The following is a 25463-nucleotide window of genomic DNA, read 5'->3' as shown; positions in this document are numbered from 1 at the left end:
CCTATCCGTACGCTGAAAATTACGCTACGTAACAAAGTGAGTTAGGTCAAAGTTTCTGACTAATTGGAGGAATTGAAAATGACACGTACTGCACTTGTAACCGGTGGTAGCCGGGGTATCGGCGAAGCGATTTCTAGAAAGTTGAAGGCTGAAGGATATAATGTAGCCGCGACTTATGCAGGCAACGATGAAAAGGCCGCCGCCTTCACCGCCGAGACAGGTATCAAGACTTACAAGTGGAATGTTGCCGATTACGAAGCCTCGGCCGCAGGTATCGCGCAAGTCGAAGCGGACCTCGGACCCATTGACGTTGTCGTGGCCAATGCAGGCATCACTCGCGACGCACCATTCCACAAGATGACCCCGGACCAGTGGAAAGACGTGATCGACACCAACCTGACCGGTGTGTTCAACACCGTCCACCCCGTCTGGCCCGGTATGCGCGAGCGCAAGTTTGGCCGTATCATCGTCATCAGTTCGATCAACGGTCAGAAAGGTCAGTTCGCGCAAGTGAACTATGCCGCAACCAAGGCGGGCGATCTGGGTATCGTCAAATCTCTGGCGCAAGAGGGCGCGCGGGCTGGCATCACCGCAAACGCGATCTGCCCCGGATATATAGCAACCGAGATGGTCATGGCTGTACCCGAGAAGGTGCGCGATTCGATCATCGCACAAATCCCGGCGGGACGGCTGGGCGAGCCTGAGGAGATCGCCCGCTGCGTGGCCTTCCTAGCCTCGGATGACAGTCAGTTCATCAACGGTTCGACCATCTCTGCCAACGGCGCGCAGTTCTTCGTCTAACGCGCGGACACACACAAAAAAGGACCCTGCCACATGAAAGACCTTGAACCCGACATCGACCCAATCGAGTCTCAGGAGTGGCAGGACGCCATCGAAGACGTCATCGAACGGGACGGCGCCAATCGTGCGCATTTCCTGCTGGACAAAGCGGTGCAAAAGGCGCGCGCCGCCGGGGCGACTCTGCCGTTTTCGGCAACCACGCCATACCAGAACACCATTCCTGTCGATGATCAGTATGCCTTTCCCGGCGATCAGGACATGGAATGGCGCATTCGGACGATCAACCGCTGGAATGCGATGGCGACCGTTGTGCGGCGTAATAAGGTCAGCAGCGAATACGGTGGGCACATCGCCTCATTCGCCTCGTCGGCGGTCATGTATGACATTGGCCTGAACCACTTTTGGCGGTCGAAATCAGCGATTCATGGCGGCGATCTGGTGTTCTTTCAGGGCCACGTGATCCCTGGCATCTATGCCCGGTCCTTCATGGAAGGTCGCATCAGCGAAGAGCAGTTGGAAAACTTCCGCTCGGAAGTCAGCGGAGGAGGTCTGTCCAGCTATCCGCACCCGTGGCTGATGCCCGATTACTGGCAGTTCCCGACCGTTTCGATGGGTCTGGGTCCATTGATGGCAATCTATCAGGCGCGGTTCATGAAATACATGCACAACCGGGGCCATATCGACATGGCAGACCGCAAGGTGTGGTGCTTCCTGGGCGATGGCGAGATGGACGAACCCGAAAGCCGGGGTGCTATTGACCTTGCCGTGCGCGAAGGTCTGGACAACCTGATCTTTGTCATCAACTGCAACCTGCAACGCCTGGACGGCCCGGTGCGCGGCAACGGCAAGATCGTGCAAGAGCTTGAGGGCGACTTCCGCGGCGCAGGTTGGAACGTGATCAAGCTGCTCTGGGGCAAAGGCTGGGATCAGCTGTTGGAGAAAGACACCTCCGGCCGCTTGCGCCAGTTGATGGATGAGACTGTGGATGGGGACTACCAGACTTTCAAATCCAAGGACGGCGCTTATATTCGCGAACATTTCTTTGGCAAATACCCCGAAACCGCCGCTCTGGTCGAAGACTGGACCGACGATCAGATCTGGGCGCTGCGTCGGGGCGGGCATGACCCCGAAAAGGTCTTTACTGCGTTCAAACGTGCAACCGAGAATGAAGGCACGCCAACCTGCCTGTTGGTGAAAACCGTCAAAGGCTATGGCATGGGCTCGGCTGGTGAAGGTCAGAACACCACGCACCAGCAAAAGAAACTGGCCGAAGATCAACTGCGCGCCTTCCGCGACCGGTTCCAAATCCCTGTCAGTGACGAAGATTTGCCCAACGCGCCGTTCGTGTCGCTGAACAATGCACAAAAGGCGTATCTCGCCGATCGGCGCAAAGCGCTGGGGGGAGAATTCCCGAAACGCGACAGCACCGCACCCGCGCTGGAAATCCCGGACCTGTCCAAATTCGAAGCGCAGCTCAAAGGCACCGGGGATCGTGAGATTTCGACCACAATGGCCTTTGTCCGTATCCTGACCACGCTGCTGCGTGACAAGGGTATCGGCAAGAACGTGGTGCCGATCGTACCGGATGAAAGCCGTACCTTCGGGATGGAGGGGCTGTTCCGCTCGGTCGGGATCTATAATCCGGCGGGTCAGAACTATACCCCCGAAGATGCCGATCAGATGATGTTCTACAAGGAAACGACCAACGGTCAGGTCCTGCAAGAGGGCATCAACGAGGCCGGGGCCATGGCCGACTGGATTGCGGCGGCGACGTCCTATTCCAACCACGGCGTGGCGATGATCCCGTTCTTCATCTACTACTCGATGTTCGGGTTCCAGCGGATTGGCGATCTGGCCTGGGCCGCAGGCGACAGCCGCGCGCGGGGCTTCATGCTGGGCGGCACTGCCGGTCGGACCACGTTGAACGGCGAAGGGTTGCAGCACGAGGATGGGCACAGCCATATCCTTGCGGGCACCATTCCGAACTGCATCACCTATGACCCGACCTTCAGCTATGAGGTCGCGGTGATCATCCAGAACGGCCTGCAACGGATGTATGGCAATCAGGAGGATATCTATTTCTACCTGACCCTGATGAACGAAAACTATGCCCATCCCGATATGCCGATGGGCGCCGAAGAAGGCATCATCAAGGGGCTCTACCGGTTCCAGGAGGTCAAAAAGCCGGGCAAGAAGCACGTCAATCTGATGGGCTCGGGCACCATTCTGGTGCAGGCGATGAAAGCGGCCGAGATGCTGAAGAAAGATTTCGGCGTGACCTCGGATATCTGGTCGGCAACCTCGTTCAACGAACTGGCTCGCGATGGTCAGGACGCGGCGCGCGCGAACCGTCTGGACCCGCTGGCCGAAGAACGTGTGCCGTATGTGACCGAGCAGCTGTCTAAAGCCAAGGGCCCGATCATCGCGGCCACCGACTATATGAAGAACTACGCCGAGCAGATCCGCGCCTTCGTGCCCGGTCGCTACACCGTGCTGGGCACGGATGGCTATGGCCGCTCGGACAGCCGGGTGAACCTGCGCCGGTTCTTCGAGGTCGATGCCAACCACATCGCGGCGGCCGCCATGGTCGATCTGTACCGTGAAGGTGCTGTGACCAAGGCCGAGCTCGAGAAAGCGCTCAAGACATATGAAATTGACGGCGACAAGCCGAACCCCCGGTTGGTTTAAGGCCACGGGGCACGAGGAGATATAGAAATGGCAATCGAAGTAACAGTCCCGGATATCGGGGATTTCTCGGACGTTCCCGTCATCAGCATTTTGGTTTCGGTCGGTGACACCATCGCCGCCGAAGACCCGCTGATCGAGTTGGAAAGCGATAAGGCAACGATGGAGGTTCCCTCCCCGGCCGCTGGTGTCGTCAAGGAAATCAAAGTGGCCGAGGGCGACAACGTGTCTGAGGGCGCGCTGATCCTGCTGCTGGAAGGCGAAGGGGCCTCTGCCGCCCCGGCCGAGGCTGCGCCCGCACCTGCTGCCGCTCCGGCACCGACCGCAGCGCCTGTTGCCCCGGCACCTGCGCCCGTTGTGGATGGGGGATTCGGCAAGGCCCACGCCTCACCATCGGTGCGCGCCTTTGCGCGCCAGTTGGATATCGACCTGTCCAAAGTCAACGGTTCGGGCCGTAAGGGTCGCATCCTGCGCGAAGACGTCACCAAGTTCCTGAAAGCCTCAACCGCGGCGGCCCCGGCTGCTGCCGGTGCGGCGGGCGGCATGGGCATCCCGCCGATCCCCGTTGTCGATTTCTCGAAATTCGGCCCCGTGGAAGATGTGGAAATGCCGCGGATCAAAAAGCTGTCGGGCCCCGCCCTGCATCGGTCCTGGCTGAACATCCCGCATGTGACGCATAATGACGAGGCGGACATCACCGATCTGGACAAGTACCGCAAGGAAATGGACACGATGGCCAAGGAAGAAGGCTATCGCGTTACACTGCTTAGCTTTGTCGTCAAAGCCTCGGTCAGTGCGTTGAAACAGCATTGGGAATTCAACTCGTCCATCCACCCTGATGGCGACAAGTTAATCCGCAAATCCTACTACAATATCGGTTTCGCCGCGGATACGCCCAACGGGCTGGTGGTTCCGGTCATCAAGGATGCCGACCGTAAGGGGATTGTCGAGATTTCCAAGGACCTGATGGAGCTGTCCGGCAAGGCCCGGGCGGGTGAGCTGAAGTCAAACGATATGCAGGGCGCGACCTTCACGATTTCGTCGTTGGGCGGTATCGGCGGCACGCATTTTACCCCCATCGTCAATGCACCCGAGGTGGCAATCCTGGGCCTGACCCGCTCGAAAATGGCGCCGGTCTGGAATGGCGAGGAGTTTGTGCCGCGCCTGATGCAGCCAATGTCGCTCAGCTATGACCATCGTGCCGTCGATGGCGCCTTGGCCGCGCGCTTCTGCGTGACGCTCAAGACGCTGTTGGGCGATATGCGCAAGCTGATGTGGTAAGGAGAGATCAGATGGACGTCAAAGTACCCGATATCGGTGATTTCTCCGATGTACCCGTGATCAGCATTCTTGTCTCGGTCGGCGATACTGTCGCCGCCGAGGACCCACTTATCGAACTGGAATCCGACAAAGCCACGATGGAGGTCCCCTCCCCCGCCGCAGGCAAAGTGGTCTCGATTGCCGTGTCCGAAGGCGATAACGTCTCAGAAGGTGCGTTGATCCTGACATTGGAAGCCGCCGATGGGGCCGCGCCCGAAGCTGCCCCGGCAGAAGCACCCGTCGCCGCGCCGCAAGCCGTGGCCGCCACCGGCACGGCGACTGGTCAGGGCGATGTGCATGCCGAGGTGGTTGTGCTGGGCTCTGGCCCCGGTGGTTACACCGCCGCTTTCCGTGCTGCCGATCTGGGTAAGAAGGTGGTCATGATCGAACGCAACCCGACACTGGGCGGCGTCTGCCTGAACGTGGGTTGTATCCCTTCGAAGGCGCTGCTGCACGTGGCCAAGGTCATCACCGAAGCCGAAGAGATGGGCGCACACGGGGTTAGCTTCGGTAAACCAAAGATCGACCTGGACGAGCTGCGCGCCTTCAAAGACAGCGTTGTCGGCAAGCTGACCGGCGGTCTGGACGGTCTGTCCAAAGGCCGCAAGGTTCAGATCGTGCGCGGCTATGGCCGTTTTTCGGGCCCCAACATGATCGAAGTTGTGGGTGATGATGGCATGACCACCGTTTCATTCGACCAGTGTATCATCGCTGCGGGCTCTGAACCGGTTGAATTGCCTTTCATCCCGCATGACGACGATCGCGTGATCGACTCGACCGGGGCGTTGGAACTGGCGGATGTGCCCAAACGGATGCTGGTTCTTGGTGGAGGTATCATCGGTCTGGAAATGGCCTGCGTCTATGACGCTTTGGGGTCGAACATCACCGTGGTCGAACTGATGGATCAGATCATCCCCGGTGCCGACAAGGACATCGTCAAACCCTTGATGAACCGCATTAAGGGCCGGTACGAGAACATCTTCCTCAAGACCAAAGTGACCGCGATTGAGCCTCAGAAAAAGGGCCTGAAAGTCACGTTCGAAGATGACAAGGGCGAAAGCTTCACCGACACGTTCGACAAGGTTCTGGTCGCCGTGGGTCGCAAGCCCAATGGCAAGCTGATCGACGCCGAAAAGGCGGGTGTTGTGGTTGATGAACGTGGCTTCATCGCGGTGGACAACCAGCAGCGCACGGGTGTGCCGCACATCTTCGCCATCGGTGATCTGGTCGGCCAGCCCATGCTGGCACACAAGGCAGTGCATGAAGGTAAGGTCGCCGCCGAAGTGGCCGCCGGTCACAAACGGTTCTTCGACGCCAAGCTGATCCCCTCGGTCGCTTATACCGACCCCGAGGTGGCATGGTGCGGGTTGACCGATACCGAGGCCAAGGCCAAAGGGATCAAGGTCGAAAAAGGCGTGTTCCCTTGGGCTGCATCCGGCAAATCCCTCTCTAATGGCCGGTCCGAAGGCATCACCAAGCTGCTGTTCAATCCCGAAGATCAGCGCGTCGTAGGGGCATGTATCGTGGGCACCAATGCAGGTGATCTTATCGCCGAAACTGCGCTGGCCATCGAGATGGGTGCAGACGCAGTCGATCTGGGCCACACGATCCACCCGCACCCGACGCTCAGTGAGACGGTGAACTTTGCCGCCGAGATGTTCGAGGGTACGATCACAGATCTGATCCCGCCCAAGAAACGTCACTAAGACCCGGGCAGCGAGGTCAAAAAGAAGTTGAGCGGTATGCGCTCAACTCCCTCCCTTTGCCGGTAGGTGCGTGGCTAGAAAAGCGGTTAGTGCCGCCCAGTATTCGGCCCCACCCGCACTGACGAGAGCCGACGCTCCGTGCCGACCCCGCCCGTCTGGTTGAAACCCGGTGACGGGACCGGCGATTTTGGACGCGAAGGGCTTCCACTGACCGGCCTCATTCCGGGCCGAGGTCAGAAAGACCGGATCTTTTAAATCACCCAGCCGTTTGGTGACATAGGTCTTGCCACCGAAATACTCACCCGGCGAAAAGGCCATGACAGCATCGGCGAATTTGCGATCCTGCGCGGCGAGGACAAGAACCAAACCCGCGGAATACGAGGACCCGAGAACTCCGACGTGACGCGCGCCCGCGTTCTTACGCGCCCAGGCTGACGCCGCCTGCATGTCGGGGATCGCTTCGGTGTATGCCACGTTGCCGCCTGCCTTGGCGGCGGTTTCGTTCTTTACGCCGTTAAACTTGCCGCCCGAGCGTTGATCGACGGCCAGCGATGCATAGCCAAGTTCGTTCAGCCGCTTGGCAATATCACCATATTCGCCCCGGCTGGCCCCGGCCATGTGATAAAGGACAAGGACGGTGTCATAGGCGGCACCGGGCTTTTGAAAATCGGCGGTGACAACAACTCCGTCCGCCGCCTTGAACCGCACGGTTTCGGCAAACGCGGCGCTGGTGGCAAGAAAAAGGGCTGCAAACGCAAGAAGCAGTCTGGTCATGGAATTCTCCCAACTCGGTCGCGAGAACTCTAACACCCCTGCCCCATGCGCTGCGGTCACGTTTTCAGGATCAGGCTATTCGACCGCGAAGCAATAGAACAGGCCAGCGCCGCCAGACCGGGGCAGATCGCCCTCGCCACACCCGCGCGAGCCGTGGGACGAATTCCACGACACCATGTTGCGCGCATCGTTCAGCCCAACGCGATCATGATGCCCGACAATGGCCGATCCGTCGGAGCTGTTGCTGGTCCAGTTGCTGCATGTGCTGTCTCCACCCGAGGTCGAGAAATGCCCCGCACTGTCCGAGCCGGTCAGAATGTCATGCCGGTTGGGCTTGCTGCCCCGCCCGTTCACCGGATTGCCGTTTTCATCCAGCGCGGTTTGCAGGCTGATATTGACCGCGTCCGAATGCAGGCTGTCGACATCCTGCGCAATCATTTCCCCCTTGGCATTATACCACGGGCCAGTCCCGATCCGGTCCCGCGCCGATATACCGTTGGTGATGGTCATCGGGTCGGTGCTGCGGTCGATCATCATGCTTGTGCTCAGATATGCCGCCCAAGTCTTGGATGAACCGGCAGCGTTGGCCAATGCGTTGCAATGGGCATCAGCCCCTTCCAGACCGCCAAGATTGGCACCATCCCCTTTCCCGACGCTGGTGATGAAGAATGACATCTTTTCGGTATCGGTGTCGTCTGCCTGAACGGTCCCCGCGATGGCGGTCGATGCGATCACAAGAAGCGGGAGGACGGATTTACGGTCTGGGAACATTGCAATTCACCTTTTCTGTAAATTTCTACCCCATGCTAAAATTGAAACTGCCGTGGGTCTATGCAGTTAATCACACGAAAACGTCATCATCGCCTTTAGCGACCCCACACCCGCCGTGGCTTGCGGATGGACGCATTGTCGGGAATGCTCTACCACCTTTCCAACAACAGCCCGGATCCGAATAACCGGGCAACGTGTCAGAGGAGGAGCATCATGGCTGCGCAGGGTCAGCAGATCTCGGTACAGGAGGCGTTTTCGCTGGCCATGGCACAGTACCAAAAGGGTGCGCTGGCGCAGGCCGTACCGCTTTTGTCCAAAATCATCGCCGCCGCCCCCAAACATGCGGACGCGCATCACATATTGGGCCTGATCGCGTTCCAAACCGGACAAACCGATGCAGCCATACAGGCGGTTGAGCGCGCGGTTCAGTTGCGCCCCGACAGCGTACAATACCTTGCCAACTACACAGAAATTCTGCGGAGTGCAGGGCGATTGGATCAGGCCCGTGCCGCCGGGGAACAGGCAGTCCGACTGGCGCCGGGGCATGCGGCGGCACAGTCCAACCTCGGTCTGGTTCATTATGACCTTGAAGACCTTGAGAAAGCCCGCGCCGCACAAGAACGGGCGTTGGCTCTGTCTCCTGATTTGGATAGGGCTTTGAACAATCTGGGCAGCATTGCTCGTGATCAGGGGGACCGCGCCAAGGCAGCCAAGCTTTACCGTCAGGCGCTTCGGCTTCAACCAGCATCGTCCGAGACCGCCAACAACCTGATCTCGGTCCTGATTGAGCTTGAAGATGTCGCCGCCGCCCGCTCTGTGGCAGAAGCACATGCCGAAACTGCGCCGCGCGATGCTGAGCTGCGCCGCAATTTTGGCCGTATCGCGCTGTTGGAATGCAATTTGGATGAGGCCGAGAAAGCCTTTCGCGCCGCCATCTCTTTGGATGGGACAAAGACGGAAAGCTACGTGGGTTTGTCGCAGGTCCTGTTTGAAAAGAACCACCCCAAACTGGCGTTGATCGAGGCTGTACAAGCCTTGAAGCTGGACCCCGAAAGCGCGGTGGCTTGCCATCAAATGGCGTTGGTCCAAGCGCATTTGGGGGACGAGAATAGCGCACGTGCGCTTTATGCCAAAGCGCTTGCGATCAAGCCGGACATGACCTCCAGTCGGTTGGCGCTGGGGCATCTGGCGATGGAACAGGGCGATTTCGACGCGGCGCGGGATGCGTTCACCGCCGCCGCCGAAACCTCGGATGATCCGCTAAGCGCGCAAATCGCCTTGGCGCGGCTGAATAAGATCACCGAGGATAGTCCGGTGTTTCAAGCTTTGGAGGCGGCTTTGACAAAGGCCGCCGAGATGTTGCCGCAAAAGGCGGTCTCGTATCGGTTTGCGATGGGGGAATGCTACGAGAAGCTACAACGTTATGACGAGGCCTTCGCGCAATTCGAGGCAGGCGCGCAGTTGAAGCGGTCTTTGATCTCCTACGATGCGGCCGAGACGGACAAGCTGACCGACGATCTGATTGCTACCTTTACAGCCGACCGGATCGCGCAGCTTCGCCGCCATGGCGTTTCTAGCGCAAAACCGATTTTCGTGCTGGGAATGCCTCGGTCGGGCACCACGCTGACGGAATCCATTCTGGACGCCCACCCGCTGGTGGCCGGGGCCGGAGAGTTGAATGAAATGCAACAGCTCTTTGGCGCGCTGCCTGACGGGCGCAACAACGTACCGCACGCCCTTAACGGTCTGTCGAGCGCCGATCTGACCCGCCGCGCCGAAGACTACGTGGCCATTCTGTCCCGTTTGGGCGGTGAAGCGCCCCATGTGGTCGACAAGATGCCAGCGAATTTCCAACTGGTGGGCCTGATACATGCGTTGATGCCCAATGCCCGGATCATTCACGTTACCCGCGACCCGCTGGATATCTGCCTGTCCTGCTACACACGCCTGTTCGAACGCAGCCAGTTGCACAGCTATGACCAAGTCGAGTTGGGGCGTTACTACAACGCCTACACGCGGTTGATGAGGCATTGGCAGACGGTGTTGCCGCAAGGTGCCTTTCATACGATCCGGTATGAGGCGCTAGTGGATGATATCGACACGGTCGCGCGCGGGCTCATCGACTATTGCGGGTTGGACTGGTCAGAAAGTTGCCTTGAATTCTATACCGGCAAACGCCGGGTCCGCACCGCCAGCGTGCAGCAGGTGCGCCAGCCTCTCTATACGACGTCGAAAGAGAAGTGGCGCCGGTACGAAAAACACCTGCAACCTTTGATCAAAACGATCTTAGAGAACCGCCCCTGAACGACCCTGTCCGCAACTCTTGTGGTTCGCAACAACGCATTGGGCTAAACAAACTATGAACAGTCGCAAGTTCTGCGGCACCGGCGGCGCCCCAAATAACGATCAGAGATCATGCTAAAACAATCTATTGGGACTTTTTGCCTTTTTGTCTGCATGCTTTTGGTGACTTCTGCGCAGCCGCGCGCAGATACGGATGCGCTGTTTAATTCCATCAACGACCGTCTGTCATGGATGAAGGGTGTCGCCGCGTGGAAGTATCGAAACGAGGTCGACGTGGAAGACCTCGCGCGTGAAGCGGTGGTTCTGCAAGCCGCTGTGGAAGCTTCCCAACAGGCCGGTCTGTCCGGCCCCAGTGTCCAGATGTTTTTTCGCGCTCAGATCGAAGCAGCGAAGGCTATCCAGCGGTGCTGGATCAGCCAGTGGCAAGGCGGCGACTCTCCGGTACCAAACCCGCCTGATCTTGTGGCTGATATCCGTCCTGAATTGCTGCGGTTAGGTCAAACTATCCTGACCGAATTGGGCAACGAAGTTTCTAAAAACGGTAAAATTGACGATACAGACCACGCAGATTTTGATATGGCATTGTCCGTTCCCTGTCTGAGTGAAAATGCGAAATCTGAAATTTTCGACGGGCTCAAACAAGTGACCTTGGCGCAGTGATCTAACCGTCGGCGATCTGCCTGCTATTGGACAAACGATCCCATGCGTACTTCCGGTTTCACGCTTGATACGACTGGCTCAGAGGCAACATTGCTTTGATTCTTGCAAACAATGCAGCCGCCAAAGCCCTATCGTCGCCGAAATCCGGAGTAATCAGCTGAATTTCAAAGGTTTGAGAGTCAGGGCACAACAAAACCACCACATCTGCGTTGGTAGTTTGCTTCGTGGCCAAAAGGCTGCGGAGTCTTTTTTGGAAAAGCTTCTCCAATCGCGTGCAACTCGGCGTAACATCATGATTAAAAAGCCATTTTATAAACCTGAGTGTTGACCTGCTGCCAAGCGCAAACAAGGTTCCAGCAACCTTGCGTCTACTTCAACGACTATTTCAAATTAACGATTGTGGCCAAATCTTGTCGGAATTTGTTCATTTTGGGTTCATCAATGGTTCATTTTGGTGTAAAGTTTTGTTTGTTTTTCGACGTTTCAACGGTTCCAACACTTAATGAGTTGTTCAGATGGGTATGAGTTTTGAGGATTTGAACGAAGGGCAAAACAGAGCACCTTCACACAAGAAACCACACTGCGATCTAATGAATTCCGGGGGCCTACCTGAGCGGTTTCGGCGCGACACCAAAGGCGGTGTTTTGGTTCTGGTTGCGATAATGGTCATCCCGATGATGGCCTTCATCGGATATGCCTTCGAATTAGCGCTGACCGAGGACACACGGGTTAAGCTGCAAAACACAACCGATGCAGCCAGCCTGGCGGCAGCCGATTTGGAGCAAACGCTCGATCCCGAGGATTTGGTCGAAGATTTTTTCGCCAAGGCAGGTTTGGCAGACAATCTGGACAACGTAACTGTTGTCAGCGGCATTGCAGAGCGAACCGTATCGATCGAAGCCAGTGAACGTCTCCCGGCATACCTGTCCCGTGTTGTCGGCAACGAAGCTTGGGATGTGGCCGTCGCCGGCGCCGCTACGGAATCGCGTCAGGATTTGGAAATTGCCGTGGCGCTCGACAACTCAGGATCAATGTCCTGGGCACCGGGCGCGACGTCCGGCCCGGCGTCAACGCCGTCCCGGATGGATCTTTTGATCCCTGCCGCCCAGGCTTTTGTCGATGCGGTGCAACCCAGACCTGGACAGCCTGGGAGAACAACGATATCGCTCGTACCCTTTGCGACACAGGTTTCGGTTGGCGAAGCCCTGTTGAGCAATTTCTCGGTTACGGCAGAGCACAACCTGTCCCATTGCGTGACGTTCAGCGACGAGGTTGATTATCAGACCACGGCGATTTCAACGACGGATTTGTTGAACCGGACAGCGCATCATGCTCCAAGCACGGGGGCTCGTTCGGTCACCAGTGGCACGGTCGCCTGCCCCACAGATTCGGCGACCCGTGACATTGTACCGTGGTCAGAAGACCCCGAAGTCTTGAAAGCGCGCATAAGAGCAATGCAGCCGGGCGGCTTTACCTCGATTGAAATGGCGACGAAATGGGGGGCCGCTTTGTTGGACCCTACGTTGAGACCGGTTTTGTCATCTCTGTCGACTGAGCCGGGGTTTGAATATCTGTCTGGTCCGGCCGTGCGCGGTGTCCCCGACGAATTCACCAGCGATGAGACAGTCAAGTATCTGATCGTCATGTCGGATGGAGAAAACACGCAGAGCTATGACGTCAAGCCGCCGTTTAGGACCGGTAATTCACCTGTGGTCCAGGTACGTGGAACAAACAGGTTCTACTATTTCCAGAACCGCCCCAGAACCCGCAACGATTTTTTCGAAATATCTACAGCCCGGTGGGTGAGCCGACCGAACGGAACGTTGGTTCAATTGACCTGGCCAGAGGTATGGACCCAATTCCCGGTATACAGATTTGCCGAGCTTGTTCTCGCCAGAGTTGACAGACGCAGGAGCGCTGTCGGCCACTACAACCGGATTATCGACCAAACGGTAAACACCTCGAAAAACCCGCGCACGTCGGCAATCTGTCAAGCAGCGAAAGATAACGGCATCACTATCTTTACCATTGGTATGGATACCTATGCGCAGGGTGACGCAACTTTGCTGGATTGCGCTTCGTCCCCCGCCTTTTTCTATGACGTAAATAGCTTGGACATCGACTCGGCGTTTCAATCGATTGCGCGTCAAATCAACCGCCTGCGCCTTACGCAGTAGTTGAGTTGGAGTGTTTGAATCATGATGAATTTCGCAAAAATCCCCACCCCTTCTGCACCAACGCGCGAGCGTGCAAACGGGACCTTTTTTCAGCGCATCCGGGGTTGGCGCAAAAACGAAGATGGTGCGGTCTTGGTCGAATACGCGCTCTGTCTGCCATTGCTTTTGCTGATGCTCTTTCTGACGCTTGAGTTTGCCCATCTGAAGATGCGGCAGATCTCTCTCGATCGGGTAACCGACCAGACATTTCGCGAATTGCGACTGGGTTTGATCCCCAACCCAGACCACGACAGCGTCAAAGATGCGATGTGTGCCAAAACGCTGGCTCGGATCATTCTCTGGGATTGCTCGGAAAGCCTGTTGTTGCAGGTGCGCGAAGTTGAAAGATCGGTTTGGAATCTGGATCTGGGTCAAACCAATTGCCTGGATACGACTCCCGAGGACGGCTATATGCCGCCGATTGATTTCACGGCAGGTATCGAAAATCAGTTGATGATTGCACGCGCCTGTTTGATCCAGCGCTCTCTGTTTCCCCCGATGGACGCTTTGCGGTCTTTGCCACGCTATGATGAGTTCGGCAATTTCGCCCTTGTTTCAAAATCTGCCTTTGTGAACGAGCCCTTCTGATGTTTTCCAAACTCAAGACACATGCCCGCGCTATTCATTGTGCAATCCTCCGCTTTAAAGATGACACAAGCGGCGCAGCACTTGTGGAAATGGGGATGGTGCTTCCATTTTTGATTCTACTGACCTCTGGCGGCCTTGTGGTCCAGGACGCGATCCGGGTGTCTTATATCCAGTCGAAGGCGACCTATACGGTATCCGACATGGTTAGCCGTGAAGACAGTTTTATTGATGCCAACTATTTCGACGGGATGGACAGTGTCTTTAGGTTCCTGACTGATAACGGCTATCCAACCGAGCTGCGCATATCGACGGTCGAATGTACCGAAAATTGCGCGGATGAATCGCAACGGGTGCTGGAGTTCTGTTGGTCAGAATCCACTGACGGGCTGTTGGACCTGACAAATGACGAAATAGATTTGTACGCAAGTCGCATTCCGTTATTCGCGCAAGGCGACACGATGCTGATGACCGAGTCTTTTTTGGACTACACTCCTTTGCTGGGTGATTTTATCATCTCGCCAAGCAGATACGCCTCGATTGCCTTCACGCGCCCCCGAATCGCGCCTCAAATCAAATTTGATGTGGGCGCTGTAGATGTGGACGGGAACCCCATTGTTTTGGATTGCTTCAACAACTAAAGACGTATTCGACAACTTGAAGTGGCCTTTGTTCAGCCGCTTTCGGACCGCAAGCAAACACACAAGCTATGCCCTTGGCTTTTGTTTTCAGCTGCTTGTGTGGGCTCGATGACGAGTAAGGAAACCCGAAAAACGTTCCAGCCCCAGCTTTAGATCTGCCGTCGGATTAGTATAGCCCAGCCGCAGCCAGCCTTCCATTTCCAGCGCGCTGCCTGGGGTTAGCATCACGCCTTCTTCTTGCAATAGCGCGACGCATAGATCGCGCGATGTCATCGGCAGATCGTATTTTAGCAGCGCGGTGGTGCCGGACATAGGCTCGACCCAGCTCAACAGAGGTTCCGACGCGATCCAGTCCTTTACAATCTGAAGGTTCTCGCGCGTGATCCTTTGGCTGCGGGCCAGTATCTTGTCACGGTTTTCCAGCGCGATTGCGGCCAGAAACTCGTCCACGACACCGACCGAGATGGTGTTATAGTCGCGATGGATCATCACCTGGTTCAGCATGTCTTTTGGTCCGGCAATCCAGCCCACGCGCAGCCCCGCCAATGAAAACGTCTTTGAGGTGCTGGCTGTGCTGATCCCCTTTTCGTAGATATCCGCGACCGATGCGGTAAACCCGTCGCCGGTCTGGTCGGTGCCGCGATACACCTCATCACATAGCAGCCAGGCGTCCACGCTTCGGGCGATATCCACGATTTGGTCCAGCAACGCACGATCCATCAGCGCACCGGTTGGATTGTTGGGGTTATTGATCGCAATCAACCGCGTATCTGGGCGGATCATCGCGCGCAGCTCGTCCAGGTCGGGCAGGAACGCGTTTTCTGACCGCAGGTGCAACAGTTGGATGTCTGCGCCAATGCTTTCGGGTATCGAATAATGCTGCTGATAGGTCGGAATGACCGAAATCACGTGATCCCCACGCGACACCAGCGTTTGATGTACCAGTGCATTGGCACCGATGGTGCCATGGGTGGTCAGGATATTGTCACGGTTCAGGGTTTCGTACATGCCGCCGATTGCATCGCGCAACCGATCCGACCCTTCGATTGCGCCATAGGACATCTTCATCGCCGAAAGGTCATTCAGAATGCTGTTGTGTTGACCAGACATCTCAAACAACTCGCCCAACGTGATGGATTCCACACAGGTTTCGGCCAGGTTGAGCTCGCAAGTTGTCTCGAACTCGTTCATCCACATTTCAACGCCGAACGGTTTGATGTGCATTGTCGCCTCGTGGTTTTAGTTCGTCGCTCTCCAAGGGGCGCGTTGCGCGGCCCCTATAGTGGTTACTCATCGGCCTTGTAGTAGCCGATGACATCATTCTCGGTCGTTGCACCAAGCCCGTTGAGCAATCTGTTGGAATAGTTGAAATAGGCGCAGACCTGATTGACCTCGAGGATCTGTCCGTCAGAGCAACCTGCGATTTTCAAAGCCTCAAAGTCCGATTTCACCATTCGGCCGACATCGGTGGTCAATTTGCCCGCGTATCGCAGCAACGCCAGTTCTTTGCCCTCGAACTCATCCTCGGGGCGGTGCGCCTTCAGGGCAGTAAAGATGCGGTCGCTGCGGGGTTGGTCTTTCAACAGGTTGCGCACATTCATGAAGTGATGGGTCAGCGAATAGGTGCAATCGTTCAGTATCGAAGTATAGCTGGCCACAATCTCAAGAAACCAAAACGGCAGCTGATTGTCGTCGGAATGAAGGACCGAGCGGTACAGCGTGACATGCCCGTTCATCGTTTCGGGCCGCAGGGAATGGACGCGCATGACGGTGTCGACCGTGCCATGCGGGGTGCGAGCCTTGTCCAAAAGCTCTTTCAACCGGCCTTCGGCCTGATCATCCGAAACCATTTCGATCCAAGCGCTCATGCCGGGGCCTCCTGTCTAGAACGACCTCAGGTTATGGGCGAAGGCAACGCGGGTGTCAGCAGATATTTTTCCTGCACAGTCATTTTTGCTAGATCACAGGATCGTGAGCGGGATAGTCTGCACTGTGACATCGCGCAGGAGCCACCATCATGATTCGTCCGAACCAGAAAGCGGGCGCTGAAAACCTGTTGTTCAACTGCGCCGGGCTGTCGTCAGGCGACCACCTTCTTGTGCTGCGCGAAGACCCCGACTACGCCTATTACGATTCCGAGATCGCTGATGTTATTGTGGAATGCGCCCGTCAGAACGGCGTCAGGGCGTCGGTGCAAACCATACCCTTTGACCCGATGGAAGCGCGATTGCCGCAGTCCGTCGTGGCTGAAATGAAGGCAGCCGATCGCACATTGTTCCTGTCGCGCACGGGTGATCAGCTTCGCTTTAATCCCGAGATTACGAATATCCGGCCGATCATGTCCTATGCGCTGGATGTCGAGATGTTGGGATCGGGATTTGGCTCGGCCGATTACGCGGGGTTTGTCGCGCTTAAGAATGCGGTGAACACAGCGCTGGCGGATGCGACGCACATTCATGTCACCTGCCCGCTTGGCACCGATTTCTGCGGACCGGGCGCTGCATTCCCGACCGCCAGTGCGGCGGATGTCAGCGTGACCCGCTTTCCAATGTCGGTCTTTGCGCCGGTACCTTCGGCGGGGTTTTCGGGCGTGGTCATACAGGATGGGTTTCTGGTCGGGACCGGGTCGAAATTCTACGAACCATATGGCTGCGATTTGCAGGAACCGCTTGCGGTCGCGTTTGAAGACAACAGGTTAACGGGCTTCTCGGGCCATCCGATGGACGTGCATTGCGCGCAGATGCACTACGAGAAGGTCGGCCAGATGTTCGACCTAGACCCGATGACAATGCATTCCTGGCACGCAGGCATTCACCCTGGCTGCGCCTACCCCACCCCCGCGCATGAGAATTACGAACGCTGGAGCGGCTCGGCCTTTGGCAACCCCCGTTTGATGCATTTCCATACCTGCGGAAACTATGCGCCGGGTGAGATCTGCCTGAACGTGCTGGATCCCACAATCCGCGTCGACGGCGTTGCCGTGTGGGAGCACGGCGTATTCCGGCCCGAGCTGATTGAGGGCGGCTCCGATATTCTTGAGGCCTATCCCAGCATCCGGGCCGTGTTCGACGCCCCTGCGCAACAGGTCGGTCAAGGCCCGAACGGCCGGTTGTCAGCCGGCTAGTCGCGCGGCCTCTTCCCCGGCGATCAGTTTGGCGACACGGGCCCGGAACCGCATGGCGCCTGCGTCCAGCCCCAGATTGATATACCCTGTCTTACGGCGCGCCATGCCGGTCTGGACATGTTCCAGCACCTCTTTGTCCTCGTTGAACGCCATGACTGCACCGTCAAACATACGCTGAGACATGGCCGCGTCATCCGCATGCATGTTGCGATGCTGGAACCAGAAATAGCGTGAGTTCTCACCATCGACCGGCGTGATGAAGTTGTACGAAATATTGACAAACGCGTTTGCTGAAAAGGGCCGGTCCGCCCCGCCCTCGCCCGTTGGAGTATAGACGGACATATTAATCGCCGTCGCGGGCAGGCGGCATTCATAGTGCTGCTTGCGGTCACAGCTTGGACCAAAGGGCAGGATCGGCGCGTAATAGGGTGGTGCGGGCTCATCCGCGATCCAGCGCGAGACGATGACTCCGTTCTCTGTTTCCTCCAGATCCAGCGGGCGGTTGTCGGTTCCGGCCCCGGCGAACGAGGTCAGGTGCACCCAGGCCACATGGCTGGGGTCAAGCAGGTTGTCGATAATATACAGGTAGTGACATGCCATCTCCATCGCGCCCTTTTGGGTCTTGCCCCAGTCCGGGTTGTCGAAATTGGGGATGTCGATGATGTCATCTGTGCTGGCCTCCTCCGGGTCGCCCATCCACAGCCACAGAAAGCCCCAGCGATCCTCGGCCGGATAGGCATGCACTGCGGCGCGGCGCGGGGGGTTATCCAACTGGGTCGGCGCACTGACGCATTCGCCACCACAGCCGAAGGTCAGCCCGTGATAGCCGCAGACCACGTGGTCGCCCTCGATTGTCCCTTGGGACAGGGGCAGTTTGCGGTGTGGGCAGGCATCTTCCAGCGCGATGGCTTTGTCAACGGTGTCGCGGTAGATGACAATCTCTTCGTCCAACATACGCAGGGCGGTCAGGTTGCGACCAAAATCTTCAGACCGTCCGGCGACATACCAGGTGTTGCGAATGTAGCCTTCAGCTCCGGCCAGATCAGGGCGCATGGGGGTTACTCCGAAAATTCGTCAAAGGCTTTCAGTGCTTTGGCACTGTAGGCAAAGGATGGGCCGCCGCCCATATAGGTGGCCATGGACAGGGCCTCGCACAGTTCGTCGCGCGTGACCCCCAGACGGACCAGGGACTTGACGTGGAACCCGATGCAACTGTCGCAGCGAGTGGAGATAGCAATCCCCAGAGCAATGAATTCCTTCGTCTTTTCGCTGAGGACGCCGTCGGTTTTCGCCGCCTTGCCCATGATACCGAAGCCGCGCACGGTGTCGGGGATTTCTTTTGACAGGGTGCCGATATTGGCCTCGGTCTCGGCCATGAAGTCTTTCCAGCCCATTACTGTTTCTCCTTATCCGCGCTCATCCGCGCCCATGCGGCGTTCCAGCCAGCGTACGCCCGCGCTGATGATCAGAACCAGGATCAGGTATTCGAAAATCAGCAGCGTATAGATCTCCAGCGGGCGGTATTCCGTCACCACCAACTCATTCGCGCGGCGGGTCAGTTCCTGCATCCCGATGACGCTGGCAAAGGCGCTCATCTTGACGATGTAGATGAACTGGTTGGCCAGCGGCGGCAGAATGCGCCGGATCGCCTGTGGCAGGATCACATAGCGCATGGTCTGCACATAGTTCAGCCCGATGGTCTGCGCCGCCTCGCGTTGGCCGCGCGCGATGGATTGAATGCCCGCGCGGTAAATCTCGGCCGTAAAGGCGCTGTCGGAAATCGCCAGCGTGATAATCGCGCCCCAGAAAGGATCGATTGGGATGTTCAACCCCATGGACTGGAACACGATGGGCAGGCCGTAAAACACCCAGAACAGCATCGGCAGCAGAGGAATCGCGCGAACGAATTCGACATAGATCCGGTTGACCCAGCGCCAGCCGCGTTTCTCTGACAGGCCGGGCAGCGCGACCATCAGGCCGAGTACGATCGACAGCACGGCGGCGATCAGCGAGATCTGGATCGTCGCCCACATGCCCGAGATCAGGAATTTCACATTCGTCCAGCCCGATTGCGTGGTCGGGTCGATCACATACCAGCCCCAAGTCTGGGACGAAGAACAGCTCGCCAGCAACAGCAAGGGCACGATCAGCAGAAGTTTTTTCATCGGCCTCTCTCAGTGCTGTAGAATCTGCGACAGGAATTTGCGGCAGCGCTCGGATTGCGGGTTGGTGAAGAAATGTTCGGGGTGCCCTTCCTCAACGATCTCACCGGCATCCATGAAGATCATCTTGTCGGCCACTTTGCGGGCAAAACCCATCTCGTGCGTGACGACAACCATGGTCATCCCCTCTTGCGCCAGTTCGACCATGACGTCCAACACTTCGGAAATCATCTCGGGGTCCAGGGCCGAGGTCGGTTCGTCGAACAACAATACGCGCGGCTCCATGCACAGAGAGCGGGCAATTGCGACGCGCTGTTGCTGGCCACCCGAAAGCTGAATGGGGCGCTTGTCGGCCTGATCGGGGATATGGACGCGGTCCAGATAGTGGCGGGCTTTTTCCTCGGCTTCCTTGCGGGACAGGCCTCGCGCCTTGATCGGGCCGAGGGTCAGGTTTTCAAGCACGGTCAGATGCGGAAACAGGTTGAATTGCTGAAACACCATGCCAACCTCGGACCGGATCGTGGCGACGGATTTGGGATCGTCGGTCAGCTCGACCCCATCCACCCGGATCGCGCCTTTCTGGTGCTTTTCCAATTGGTTGATACATCTGACAACCGTGGACTTGCCCGACCCGGAAGGGCCGCAAATGACGACCTTTTCCCCGGCATTCACGGTCAGGTTGATGTCTTTCAGAACATGAAAGTCGCCGAACCATTTGTTTACGCCCGCAAGTTCTATGGCGGCTTCTGACATTGGCCGACCTGCCCCTTTTTGTTGATATTAGAATATTTTCTTGAGGTTATCTTTGGCTTTGCGCTTAAATCAACCACGAAAGCGGCCACGAAGTCGAAACACCACCAACAGGAGAAGTCCATGAAGAGTATATGCAAAGCCGCCGCCATTGCGGCGCTTAGTCTGGTCGTGACGGGTGCAGCCAACGCGCAGTCGGCCCTGAACGAGGTGCTGGATTCCGGCGTGCTGAAGGTGGGTACCACTGGGGATTGGAACCCTATGTCGCTGCGCGATCCGGCGACCAATAGCTACAAGGGCTATGACATCGACATCATGAACGAACTGGCCGCCGATCTGGGGGTTGAGGTCGAGTATGTGCCGACCGACTGGAAAACACTGGTCAATGGCGTCGTGGCAGGCAAGTACCACCTGACGGGCTCGGCCTCGATCTCACCGCCGCGCATGAAGGTCGCGGGGTTCTCGGACAGCTATATCTCGGTCGAACTGTTCCCCTACACAACCAAGGACAAGGCTGACAAGTTCGACGGGTATGACTCGATCAACCAGCCGGGCGTCAAGGTCGCCACCACTTTGGGCACCACCTTTGAAAAACGTGTGCGTGAATGGTTCCCGAATGCCGAGATCAAAGTGGTCGAGGCCCCGGCCCGCGGCTTTCAGGAGGTGATCGCCGGGCGTGCCGACGTGTTCATCACCTCGAATATCGAAGGCTCAACGTTGGAAGAAAAATTCCCGGTTGTGCGAGTCAAGAATGCGGGCCCACGGTCACCCTCGCCGATTGCGATGATCCTGCCGCAGGGCGATCAGGTCTGGATCAACTATGTGAACAACTGGATCGAAGTCAAAAAAGCCCAAGGGTTCTTCGACCAGAACCGCGAGAAATGGGGGCTTTGAGCCGCTCAAAACTCAAAAGCCCGGCTGCATAAGCTGGGCTTTTGTTTCGGTTCGCACTCGGCACTGGCAACGCCAGAAGCCGGGCATTGGTTGCTTGAGGTCAGAGGCCGATCGCGTCGAGTCCGGCCTTGGCGCATTGCACGTCCTCTGGCCCTGCTGCGCCAGATACGCCAATAGCGCCGATCAGATTTCCATTCTCGTGAACCGGTATCCCGCCCTCCCATGCGCAAATATTGGGGCGATTGACCATTCCCAGTTGGAGCTCTGGCCCGGACAGCATGCGTTTTGCGAAATCCTGGGTGGATTTGCCAAGAACCGCGGTTCGGGCCTTGTCCAATGCAAATCCAGCAACAGCCGCAGGCGCGTTGTCCATCCGCCCCGCCGCCAGCATGTGACCGCTGGCATCAACGACGATTGCGGCAACTGCCCAGCCATTTTGCTGAGCGTACCCTATGGCCGCCTGAACGGCTGTGGACGCCGCGCTGCACGTGATCATCTTTTTCGAGATCGAAACCGACATCTCTTCCCCATCTATAAGTCAAAGATCAATTCGTTGGTACCCTGCTGAACCCGCTGATCATCCTGGTTCAGAACATCGAAGTGGAACGCGATGATCCCGCGCTTGCCAGACGCGGTGATGCGTTTTGCCGTCACCGTCAGAACGGCTCGTATCCTATCGCCCGCAAATACCGGGTTTTCAAAGCGCCAATCCCAACCCAATGAAGCAAGACCATCCAGTTTTGCTTCGGCCTGGAACTTCAGCCCATCGACCACCGAAAGCACCAAAAGTCCATGGGCCACCCGAGATTTGAAGCCGCGAGCGCGCGCGACGTCATCATCCAGGTGCAGCGCGTAACGGTCCCCGGTCAGGTTCGCAAAGCTCGTGATCAGGTCCGCCGATATCTCGGCCGTTTTGGTATGTATAAGATCACCGGTTTCCAGGTCATGAAACCCGTAGGTGCCGGCCTTTAGGAGCCCAGTCATGCGGGAACCGGAGCGTCCTCGCGCAGCAACCCTTTGGTTTTTAGATCGGCCCAGAAATCGGATGGAATGTCGTGGCTGAACCAGTTGAGGTTCTGGTCCAACTGCTCGACCGTCCGTGTTCCAGCCATGAAGGTCGGTACCGCCGGGTGGGCGACGACAAATTGCAGCGCGGCTGCCGGCAGTGGAACATCATACTCGGCGCAGACGGCTTCGATTTTACGGACCTTTTCCATTATGTCTGCCGGGGCTGGCGCATAGTTGTACTTGGCCCCTTCTTTGGCGCCGGTCGCCAGAATGCCTGAGTTGAACCCCCCACCCACGACAACGGCGGCGCCGCGCTCTTCACACATGGGAAGGAATTTATTCAAAGCATCCTGTTCCAGTAGCGTATAGCGCCCGGCCAACAGAAAGCAGTCAAAGTCGCGCTGTTCCAAGGCGGCGTGGCAGACTTCCCATTCGTTGACGCCTACGCCAATCGCCTTGACAATGCCTTGATTGCGCAGGCTTTCCAGTGCCTTCCAGGCCCCATCCATTGCCTGCTTGAACACTTCGGGCTGTTCGTCGCCACGTGTGAACACGTCGATATCGTGGATAAAGCAGATATCCATCCGTTCCAGCCCCATGCGTTGCAGACTGTCCTCGAACGAGCGCATCACACCGTCATAGCTGTAGTCGAAATGCATGGTGAAGGGGGCAGCATTGGTCCAAGGTTCAAAGTTGATATCCTGACGGCGCGCCGGTTTCAGAACACGCCCAACCTTGGAGGACAGGATGAAATCGTCCCGATTCTTCCAGCGCAGGCTTTGACCGGTGCGCAATTCGGACAGGCCGTGGCCGTACATTGGTGCCGTGTCGAAATAGCGAACACCAGCATCCCACGCGTGCTGAATCATCGCGTCCGAGGTTTGCTCGTCAATCTCGCGAAAGATGTTGCCAATCGGCGCAGTGCCAAAGCCGAAGGTGGATACTTCAAGATCTACGCGGCCGAATTTGGCCTTGGAATTTGGTGTCATGCAAACCTCCCTTGCGCAAACCGGGGCGGTCCGATCTGCCTTCTCATAAGTAACTGTTTGGTTATTTATATCAATTCACACTCTCGATCAAGCCACTTGACGCGGGCACCTAGGACATCATATTAGTAACTGATTAGTTACATTTGGGGACGCCACCATGTTTCTGACCGAAACACATATCCAGGTCCGCGATATGACCCGCCAGTTCGCACAGGATGTCATTCGCCCCGCCGCGGAAGAACTAGATCGCGATTCTCGTTTTCCTTCTGAAATCTATGACCAAATGGCTGAACTCGGCCTGTTCGGTATCGGCGTACCTGAAGAATTGGGAGGGCCCGGTTTCGACACTTTGACCTATGCCTTGGTGATGGAGGAATTATCTCATGGTTACGCCTCAATCGCGGATCAATGTGGCCTTCTTGAACTGGTGACGACCCTACTGGTGCGCCACGGGACGGCCGAGCAACAAAGCAAATGGTTGGGGGAATTGCTGGCCGCAAAAATGCGCCCTGCCTATTGCATAACGGAACCCGAAGCGGGCACCGACGTGTCTGGCATCCGCACTACGGCGGTACGTGATGGCGACGGCTGGGTGTTGAATGGCGGTAAAATCTGGATTCACAACGCGCCCGTTGCGGATGTGGGTTTTGTTCTGGCTCGAACCGACCCCGAGGCCGGGCATCGCGGCATGTCGATTTTCATGGTCGACCTGCATGCTGACGGCGTTACGCGCGGCCCGAAAGAGATCAAGATGGGCCAGCGCGCCAGCCAGGTTGGCCCGCTCTCCTTCGACGATGTGCGCCTGCCGGCCGATGCGCTGTTGGGCACAGAAGGGCGCGGGTTCCACATGATGATGAGCGTTCTGGACAAAGGCCGCGTAGGCATCGCTGCTCTTGCAGTGGGGATCGGTCAGGCCGGTCTAGAAGCCGCAACGGATTATGCGCAGCAGCGCAAACAGTTCAACAAGCCGATCTCAGATTTTCAGGGTGTCCAGTGGTTGTTGGCCGATATTGCCAAAGACGTCGAAGCCGCCCGCTTGCTAGTTCATTCTGCCGCTTACAAAATCGACGCAGGTCAGGATGCAACCAAGGCATGTTCTATGGCAAAATGCTTTGCCGGTGACATGGCTGTGCGGCGGTCCTCGGATGCGGTGCAAGTCTTTGGTGGATCCGGGTATATTCGCGGTTTTGAGGTTGAACGGCTTTACCGCGACGCCAAGATCACCCAGATTTATGAAGGCACCAACCAAATTCAACGTATGATCATCGCACGGGAACTGCTTGCAAAAGGGGCTGCTACATGAGCAGACAGGTTGCATTAGTAACAGGATCGTCCCGCGGGATTGGTCTGGCGGCTGCCATAGCCTTGGCAAAACAAGGGTTTGCCATCGCTGTGAACGGCCCGGAAGCGGACGCAGAGTTGCAGGCCGCGCTGGACAGGGTTCGCGACCTTGGTGTTCCGGCCGTGGCGGCTGCGTTCGATGTCTCGGCCATCGACGCTCATGAAGCGCAACTGTCGGCCATCGAAGACCAGCTGGGCCCTCTGACGACATTGGTCAACAATGCCGGCGTTGGCGTTCTTCAGCGCGGAGATCTGTTGGAGGTGTCCGAAGAAAGCTATGACCGCTGTATGGAAATCAACACCAAGGCAATGTTCTTTCTGTCTCAGGCCTTTGCCAAACGTCTGCTGGCGCGGGATCGCGATGCAAACGCGTTCCATTCAATCGTCAACGTGACCTCGTCAAACGCGTCCGCAGTCGCGGCGCCGCGCGCGGAATATTGCGCGTCAAAAGCGGCGGCGGCGATGGTGTCGAAAACCTTCGCCGTGCGGCTGGGTCCCGAGAATATCGCGGTCTACGACGTGCAGCCCGGACTGATCGCGACCGAGATGACCGCCCCGGTGATCGACAGCTATGAACAGCGCGCCAAGGATGGGTTGACCCTGTTCCCGCGTGTCGGTCAGCCCGAGGATATGGGCAATATCATCGCCTCGCTGGCCAGCGGCAAACTTCCCTATACCACCGGACAGGTGATCTCGGCCGATGCCGGGATGCTGGTCCCCCGTTTCTGAGGT

24 protein-coding genes are annotated in these 25463 nt (G+C 57.3%); 13 read left to right on the top strand and 11 right to left on the bottom strand.

What is annotated here, in order from left to right; all coding sequences use genetic code 11:
- Window positions 1–78 precede the first annotated feature (78 nt).
- From phbB to lpdA, 4 genes are read left to right on the top strand one after another with little or no spacing between them, the layout of a single operon-like run.
- The gene (gene phbB, locus GOV79_RS06875; RefSeq protein WP_170789190.1) at window positions 79–801 is read left to right on the top strand and encodes an acetoacetyl-CoA reductase; all 723 of its coding nucleotides are present in this window, start codon (window positions 79–81) and stop codon (window positions 799–801) included.
- Window positions 802–834: 33 nt separating this feature from the next.
- Window positions 835–3489: a pyruvate dehydrogenase (acetyl-transferring), homodimeric type gene (gene aceE / locus GOV79_RS06870; protein WP_170789188.1), complete on the top strand. Its 2655-nt coding sequence runs from the start codon at window positions 835–837 to the stop codon at window positions 3487–3489.
- Between the two features lie 27 nt (window positions 3490–3516).
- Window positions 3517–4767 carry a dihydrolipoyllysine-residue acetyltransferase gene (gene aceF, locus GOV79_RS06865; RefSeq protein ID WP_170789186.1) on the top strand — a complete coding sequence of 417 codons (1251 nt, stop codon included), beginning with the start codon at window positions 3517–3519 and terminating at the stop codon, window positions 4765–4767.
- Window positions 4768–4778: 11 nt separating this feature from the next.
- Window positions 4779–6512: a dihydrolipoyl dehydrogenase gene (gene lpdA, locus GOV79_RS06860; protein ID WP_170789184.1), complete on the top strand. Its 1734-nt coding sequence runs from the start codon at window positions 4779–4781 to the stop codon at window positions 6510–6512.
- A gap of 42 nt (window positions 6513–6554) precedes the next feature.
- On the opposite strand, the gene GOV79_RS06855 is transcribed toward lpdA, so the two are convergent.
- Together GOV79_RS06855 and GOV79_RS06850 are read right to left on the bottom strand one after the other, a co-directional pair.
- Entirely contained in the window at window positions 6555–7286 is a 732-nt protein-coding gene (locus GOV79_RS06855; protein WP_170789183.1) for a CocE/NonD family hydrolase, read from the bottom strand.
- A gap of 75 nt (window positions 7287–7361) precedes the next feature.
- Window positions 7362–8057: a hypothetical protein gene (locus GOV79_RS06850; RefSeq protein ID WP_170789181.1), complete on the bottom strand. Its 696-nt coding sequence runs from the start codon at window positions 8055–8057 to the stop codon at window positions 7362–7364.
- A 213-nt stretch (window positions 8058–8270) separates the two neighbouring features.
- Here GOV79_RS06850 and GOV79_RS06845 point away from each other — a divergent pair, with 213 nt between their 5' ends.
- The 5 genes from GOV79_RS06845 (at window position 8271) to GOV79_RS06825 (ending at window position 14463) form a co-directional block, all read left to right on the top strand.
- Window positions 8271–10361 (top strand): tetratricopeptide repeat-containing sulfotransferase family protein, encoded by a 2091-nt coding sequence (locus tag GOV79_RS06845; protein ID WP_170789179.1) that lies wholly within the window; start codon window positions 8271–8273, stop codon window positions 10359–10361.
- 162 nt (window positions 10362–10523) lie between these two features.
- Window positions 10524–11021 (top strand): gamma subclass chorismate mutase AroQ, encoded by a 498-nt coding sequence (gene aroQ, locus GOV79_RS06840; protein WP_170789178.1) that lies wholly within the window; start codon window positions 10524–10526, stop codon window positions 11019–11021.
- A 590-nt stretch (window positions 11022–11611) separates the two neighbouring features.
- The gene (locus tag GOV79_RS06835; protein ID WP_170789176.1) at window positions 11612–13198 is read left to right on the top strand and encodes a TadE/TadG family type IV pilus assembly protein; all 1587 of its coding nucleotides are present in this window, start codon (window positions 11612–11614) and stop codon (window positions 13196–13198) included.
- Between the two features lie 21 nt (window positions 13199–13219).
- Window positions 13220–13825: a TadE/TadG family type IV pilus assembly protein gene (locus tag GOV79_RS06830; protein WP_170789174.1), complete on the top strand. Its 606-nt coding sequence runs from the start codon at window positions 13220–13222 to the stop codon at window positions 13823–13825.
- Complete coding sequence (locus tag GOV79_RS06825; protein ID WP_170772167.1) at window positions 13825–14463, top strand: TadE/TadG family type IV pilus assembly protein; 639 nt, start codon at window positions 13825–13827, stop codon at window positions 14461–14463. The genes GOV79_RS06830 and GOV79_RS06825 overlap by 1 nt, the downstream gene beginning before the upstream one ends.
- An 87-nt stretch (window positions 14464–14550) precedes the next feature.
- Here the strand turns inward: GOV79_RS06825 and GOV79_RS06820 are convergent, their stop codons facing one another.
- Together GOV79_RS06820 and GOV79_RS06815 are read right to left on the bottom strand one after the other, a co-directional pair.
- Window positions 14551–15687 carry an aminotransferase gene (locus GOV79_RS06820; protein WP_170789172.1) on the bottom strand — a complete coding sequence of 379 codons (1137 nt, stop codon included), beginning with the start codon at window positions 15685–15687 and terminating at the stop codon, window positions 14551–14553.
- 62 nt (window positions 15688–15749) lie between these two features.
- On the bottom strand, window positions 15750–16331 hold the full coding sequence (locus GOV79_RS06815) for a carboxymuconolactone decarboxylase family protein (protein ID WP_170789170.1): 582 nt from the start codon (window positions 16329–16331) through the stop codon (window positions 15750–15752).
- A 149-nt stretch (window positions 16332–16480) separates the two neighbouring features.
- On the opposite strand from GOV79_RS06815, the gene GOV79_RS06810 reads away from it, so the two are divergent.
- Window positions 16481–17587, top strand: a complete 1107-nt coding sequence (locus tag GOV79_RS06810) for a hypothetical protein (protein WP_170789168.1) — start codon at window positions 16481–16483, stop codon at window positions 17585–17587.
- On the opposite strand, the gene GOV79_RS06805 is transcribed toward GOV79_RS06810, so the two are convergent.
- From GOV79_RS06805 to GOV79_RS06790, 4 genes are read right to left on the bottom strand one after another with little or no spacing between them, the layout of a single operon-like run.
- Entirely contained in the window at window positions 17576–18640 is a 1065-nt protein-coding gene (locus GOV79_RS06805) for an aromatic ring-hydroxylating dioxygenase subunit alpha (protein WP_170789166.1), read from the bottom strand. The two genes, GOV79_RS06810 and GOV79_RS06805, sit on opposite strands and share 12 nt — an antisense overlap.
- A gap of 5 nt (window positions 18641–18645) precedes the next feature.
- Complete coding sequence (locus GOV79_RS06800) at window positions 18646–18981, bottom strand: carboxymuconolactone decarboxylase family protein (protein WP_170789164.1); 336 nt, start codon at window positions 18979–18981, stop codon at window positions 18646–18648.
- Between the two features lie 12 nt (window positions 18982–18993).
- Window positions 18994–19752, bottom strand: coding sequence for an amino acid ABC transporter permease (locus tag GOV79_RS06795; protein WP_170789163.1), 759 nt, complete (start codon window positions 19750–19752; stop codon window positions 18994–18996).
- Window positions 19753–19761: 9 nt separating this feature from the next.
- Window positions 19762–20502 (bottom strand): amino acid ABC transporter ATP-binding protein, encoded by a 741-nt coding sequence (locus GOV79_RS06790; RefSeq protein WP_170772181.1) that lies wholly within the window; start codon window positions 20500–20502, stop codon window positions 19762–19764.
- A gap of 120 nt (window positions 20503–20622) precedes the next feature.
- Between GOV79_RS06790 and GOV79_RS06785 the strand changes: the two genes are divergently transcribed.
- Window positions 20623–21393: a transporter substrate-binding domain-containing protein gene (locus GOV79_RS06785; protein ID WP_170789161.1), complete on the top strand. Its 771-nt coding sequence runs from the start codon at window positions 20623–20625 to the stop codon at window positions 21391–21393.
- Between the two features lie 100 nt (window positions 21394–21493).
- Here GOV79_RS06785 and GOV79_RS06780 read toward each other — a convergent pair whose 3' ends face one another.
- The 3 genes from GOV79_RS06780 to GOV79_RS06770 are packed head-to-tail and all read right to left on the bottom strand — an operon-like array spanning window position 21494 to window position 23390.
- A complete protein-coding gene (locus GOV79_RS06780; protein ID WP_170789159.1) occupies window positions 21494–21913 on the bottom strand; it encodes a GlcG/HbpS family heme-binding protein in 420 nt (139 codons plus the stop codon).
- A gap of 11 nt (window positions 21914–21924) precedes the next feature.
- Window positions 21925–22377 carry a MaoC family dehydratase gene (locus tag GOV79_RS06775; protein ID WP_170789156.1) on the bottom strand — a complete coding sequence of 151 codons (453 nt, stop codon included), beginning with the start codon at window positions 22375–22377 and terminating at the stop codon, window positions 21925–21927.
- Complete coding sequence (locus GOV79_RS06770; protein ID WP_170783524.1) at window positions 22374–23390, bottom strand: aldo/keto reductase; 1017 nt, start codon at window positions 23388–23390, stop codon at window positions 22374–22376. The genes GOV79_RS06775 and GOV79_RS06770 overlap by 4 nt, the downstream gene beginning before the upstream one ends.
- A 157-nt stretch (window positions 23391–23547) precedes the next feature.
- Between GOV79_RS06770 and GOV79_RS06765 the strand changes: the two genes are divergently transcribed.
- Both GOV79_RS06765 and GOV79_RS06760 read left to right on the top strand, forming a co-directional pair.
- The gene (locus tag GOV79_RS06765) at window positions 23548–24693 is read left to right on the top strand and encodes an acyl-CoA dehydrogenase family protein (protein ID WP_170789154.1); all 1146 of its coding nucleotides are present in this window, start codon (window positions 23548–23550) and stop codon (window positions 24691–24693) included.
- Window positions 24690–25460: a 3-ketoacyl-ACP reductase gene (locus GOV79_RS06760; RefSeq protein WP_170789153.1), complete on the top strand. Its 771-nt coding sequence runs from the start codon at window positions 24690–24692 to the stop codon at window positions 25458–25460. Before GOV79_RS06765 ends, GOV79_RS06760 begins: the two co-directional genes overlap by 4 nt.
- Window positions 25461–25463 lie beyond the last annotated feature (3 nt).

It is taken from the genome of Ruegeria lacuscaerulensis, assembly GCF_013034745.1.
GTDB classification, from domain to species: domain Bacteria; phylum Pseudomonadota; class Alphaproteobacteria; order Rhodobacterales; family Rhodobacteraceae; genus Ruegeria; species Ruegeria lacuscaerulensis_B.
This window is presented reverse-complemented; position numbering and strand designations above follow the sequence as displayed.

What these genes read in the sequence shown, in the direction of transcription:
- aceE (WP_170789188.1), top strand. Translation starts at nt 835, where the DNA reads ATGAAAGACCTTGAACCCGACATCGACCCAATCGAGTCTCAGGAGTGG.
- GOV79_RS06805 (WP_170789166.1), bottom strand. Translation starts at nt 18,640, where the DNA reads ATGCGCCCTGATCTGGCCGGAGCTGAAGGCTACATTCGCAACACCTGG.
- aceF (WP_170789186.1), top strand. Translation starts at nt 3,517, where the DNA reads ATGGCAATCGAAGTAACAGTCCCGGATATCGGGGATTTCTCGGACGTT.
- GOV79_RS06795 (WP_170789163.1), bottom strand. Translation starts at nt 19,752, where the DNA reads ATGAAAAAACTTCTGCTGATCGTGCCCTTGCTGTTGCTGGCGAGCTGT.
- GOV79_RS06775 (WP_170789156.1), bottom strand. Translation starts at nt 22,377, where the DNA reads ATGACTGGGCTCCTAAAGGCCGGCACCTACGGGTTTCATGACCTGGAA.
- GOV79_RS06765 (WP_170789154.1), top strand. Translation starts at nt 23,548, where the DNA reads ATGTTTCTGACCGAAACACATATCCAGGTCCGCGATATGACCCGCCAG.
- GOV79_RS06780 (WP_170789159.1), bottom strand. Translation starts at nt 21,913, where the DNA reads ATGTCGGTTTCGATCTCGAAAAAGATGATCACGTGCAGCGCGGCGTCC.
- GOV79_RS06790 (WP_170772181.1), bottom strand. Translation starts at nt 20,502, where the DNA reads ATGTCAGAAGCCGCCATAGAACTTGCGGGCGTAAACAAATGGTTCGGC.
- GOV79_RS06845 (WP_170789179.1), top strand. Translation starts at nt 8,271, where the DNA reads ATGGCTGCGCAGGGTCAGCAGATCTCGGTACAGGAGGCGTTTTCGCTG.
- GOV79_RS06825 (WP_170772167.1), top strand. Translation starts at nt 13,825, where the DNA reads ATGTTTTCCAAACTCAAGACACATGCCCGCGCTATTCATTGTGCAATC.
- GOV79_RS06820 (WP_170789172.1), bottom strand. Translation starts at nt 15,687, where the DNA reads ATGCACATCAAACCGTTCGGCGTTGAAATGTGGATGAACGAGTTCGAG.
- GOV79_RS06830 (WP_170789174.1), top strand. Translation starts at nt 13,220, where the DNA reads ATGATGAATTTCGCAAAAATCCCCACCCCTTCTGCACCAACGCGCGAG.
- GOV79_RS06810 (WP_170789168.1), top strand. Translation starts at nt 16,481, where the DNA reads ATGATTCGTCCGAACCAGAAAGCGGGCGCTGAAAACCTGTTGTTCAAC.
- GOV79_RS06800 (WP_170789164.1), bottom strand. Translation starts at nt 18,981, where the DNA reads ATGGGCTGGAAAGACTTCATGGCCGAGACCGAGGCCAATATCGGCACC.
- lpdA (WP_170789184.1), top strand. Translation starts at nt 4,779, where the DNA reads ATGGACGTCAAAGTACCCGATATCGGTGATTTCTCCGATGTACCCGTG.
- GOV79_RS06770 (WP_170783524.1), bottom strand. Translation starts at nt 23,390, where the DNA reads ATGACACCAAATTCCAAGGCCAAATTCGGCCGCGTAGATCTTGAAGTA.
- GOV79_RS06855 (WP_170789183.1), bottom strand. Translation starts at nt 7,286, where the DNA reads ATGACCAGACTGCTTCTTGCGTTTGCAGCCCTTTTTCTTGCCACCAGC.
- GOV79_RS06815 (WP_170789170.1), bottom strand. Translation starts at nt 16,331, where the DNA reads ATGAGCGCTTGGATCGAAATGGTTTCGGATGATCAGGCCGAAGGCCGG.
- GOV79_RS06785 (WP_170789161.1), top strand. Translation starts at nt 20,623, where the DNA reads ATGAAGAGTATATGCAAAGCCGCCGCCATTGCGGCGCTTAGTCTGGTC.
- GOV79_RS06760 (WP_170789153.1), top strand. Translation starts at nt 24,690, where the DNA reads ATGAGCAGACAGGTTGCATTAGTAACAGGATCGTCCCGCGGGATTGGT.
- GOV79_RS06850 (WP_170789181.1), bottom strand. Translation starts at nt 8,057, where the DNA reads ATGTTCCCAGACCGTAAATCCGTCCTCCCGCTTCTTGTGATCGCATCG.
- GOV79_RS06835 (WP_170789176.1), top strand. Translation starts at nt 11,612, where the DNA reads ATGAATTCCGGGGGCCTACCTGAGCGGTTTCGGCGCGACACCAAAGGC.
- phbB (WP_170789190.1), top strand. Translation starts at nt 79, where the DNA reads ATGACACGTACTGCACTTGTAACCGGTGGTAGCCGGGGTATCGGCGAA.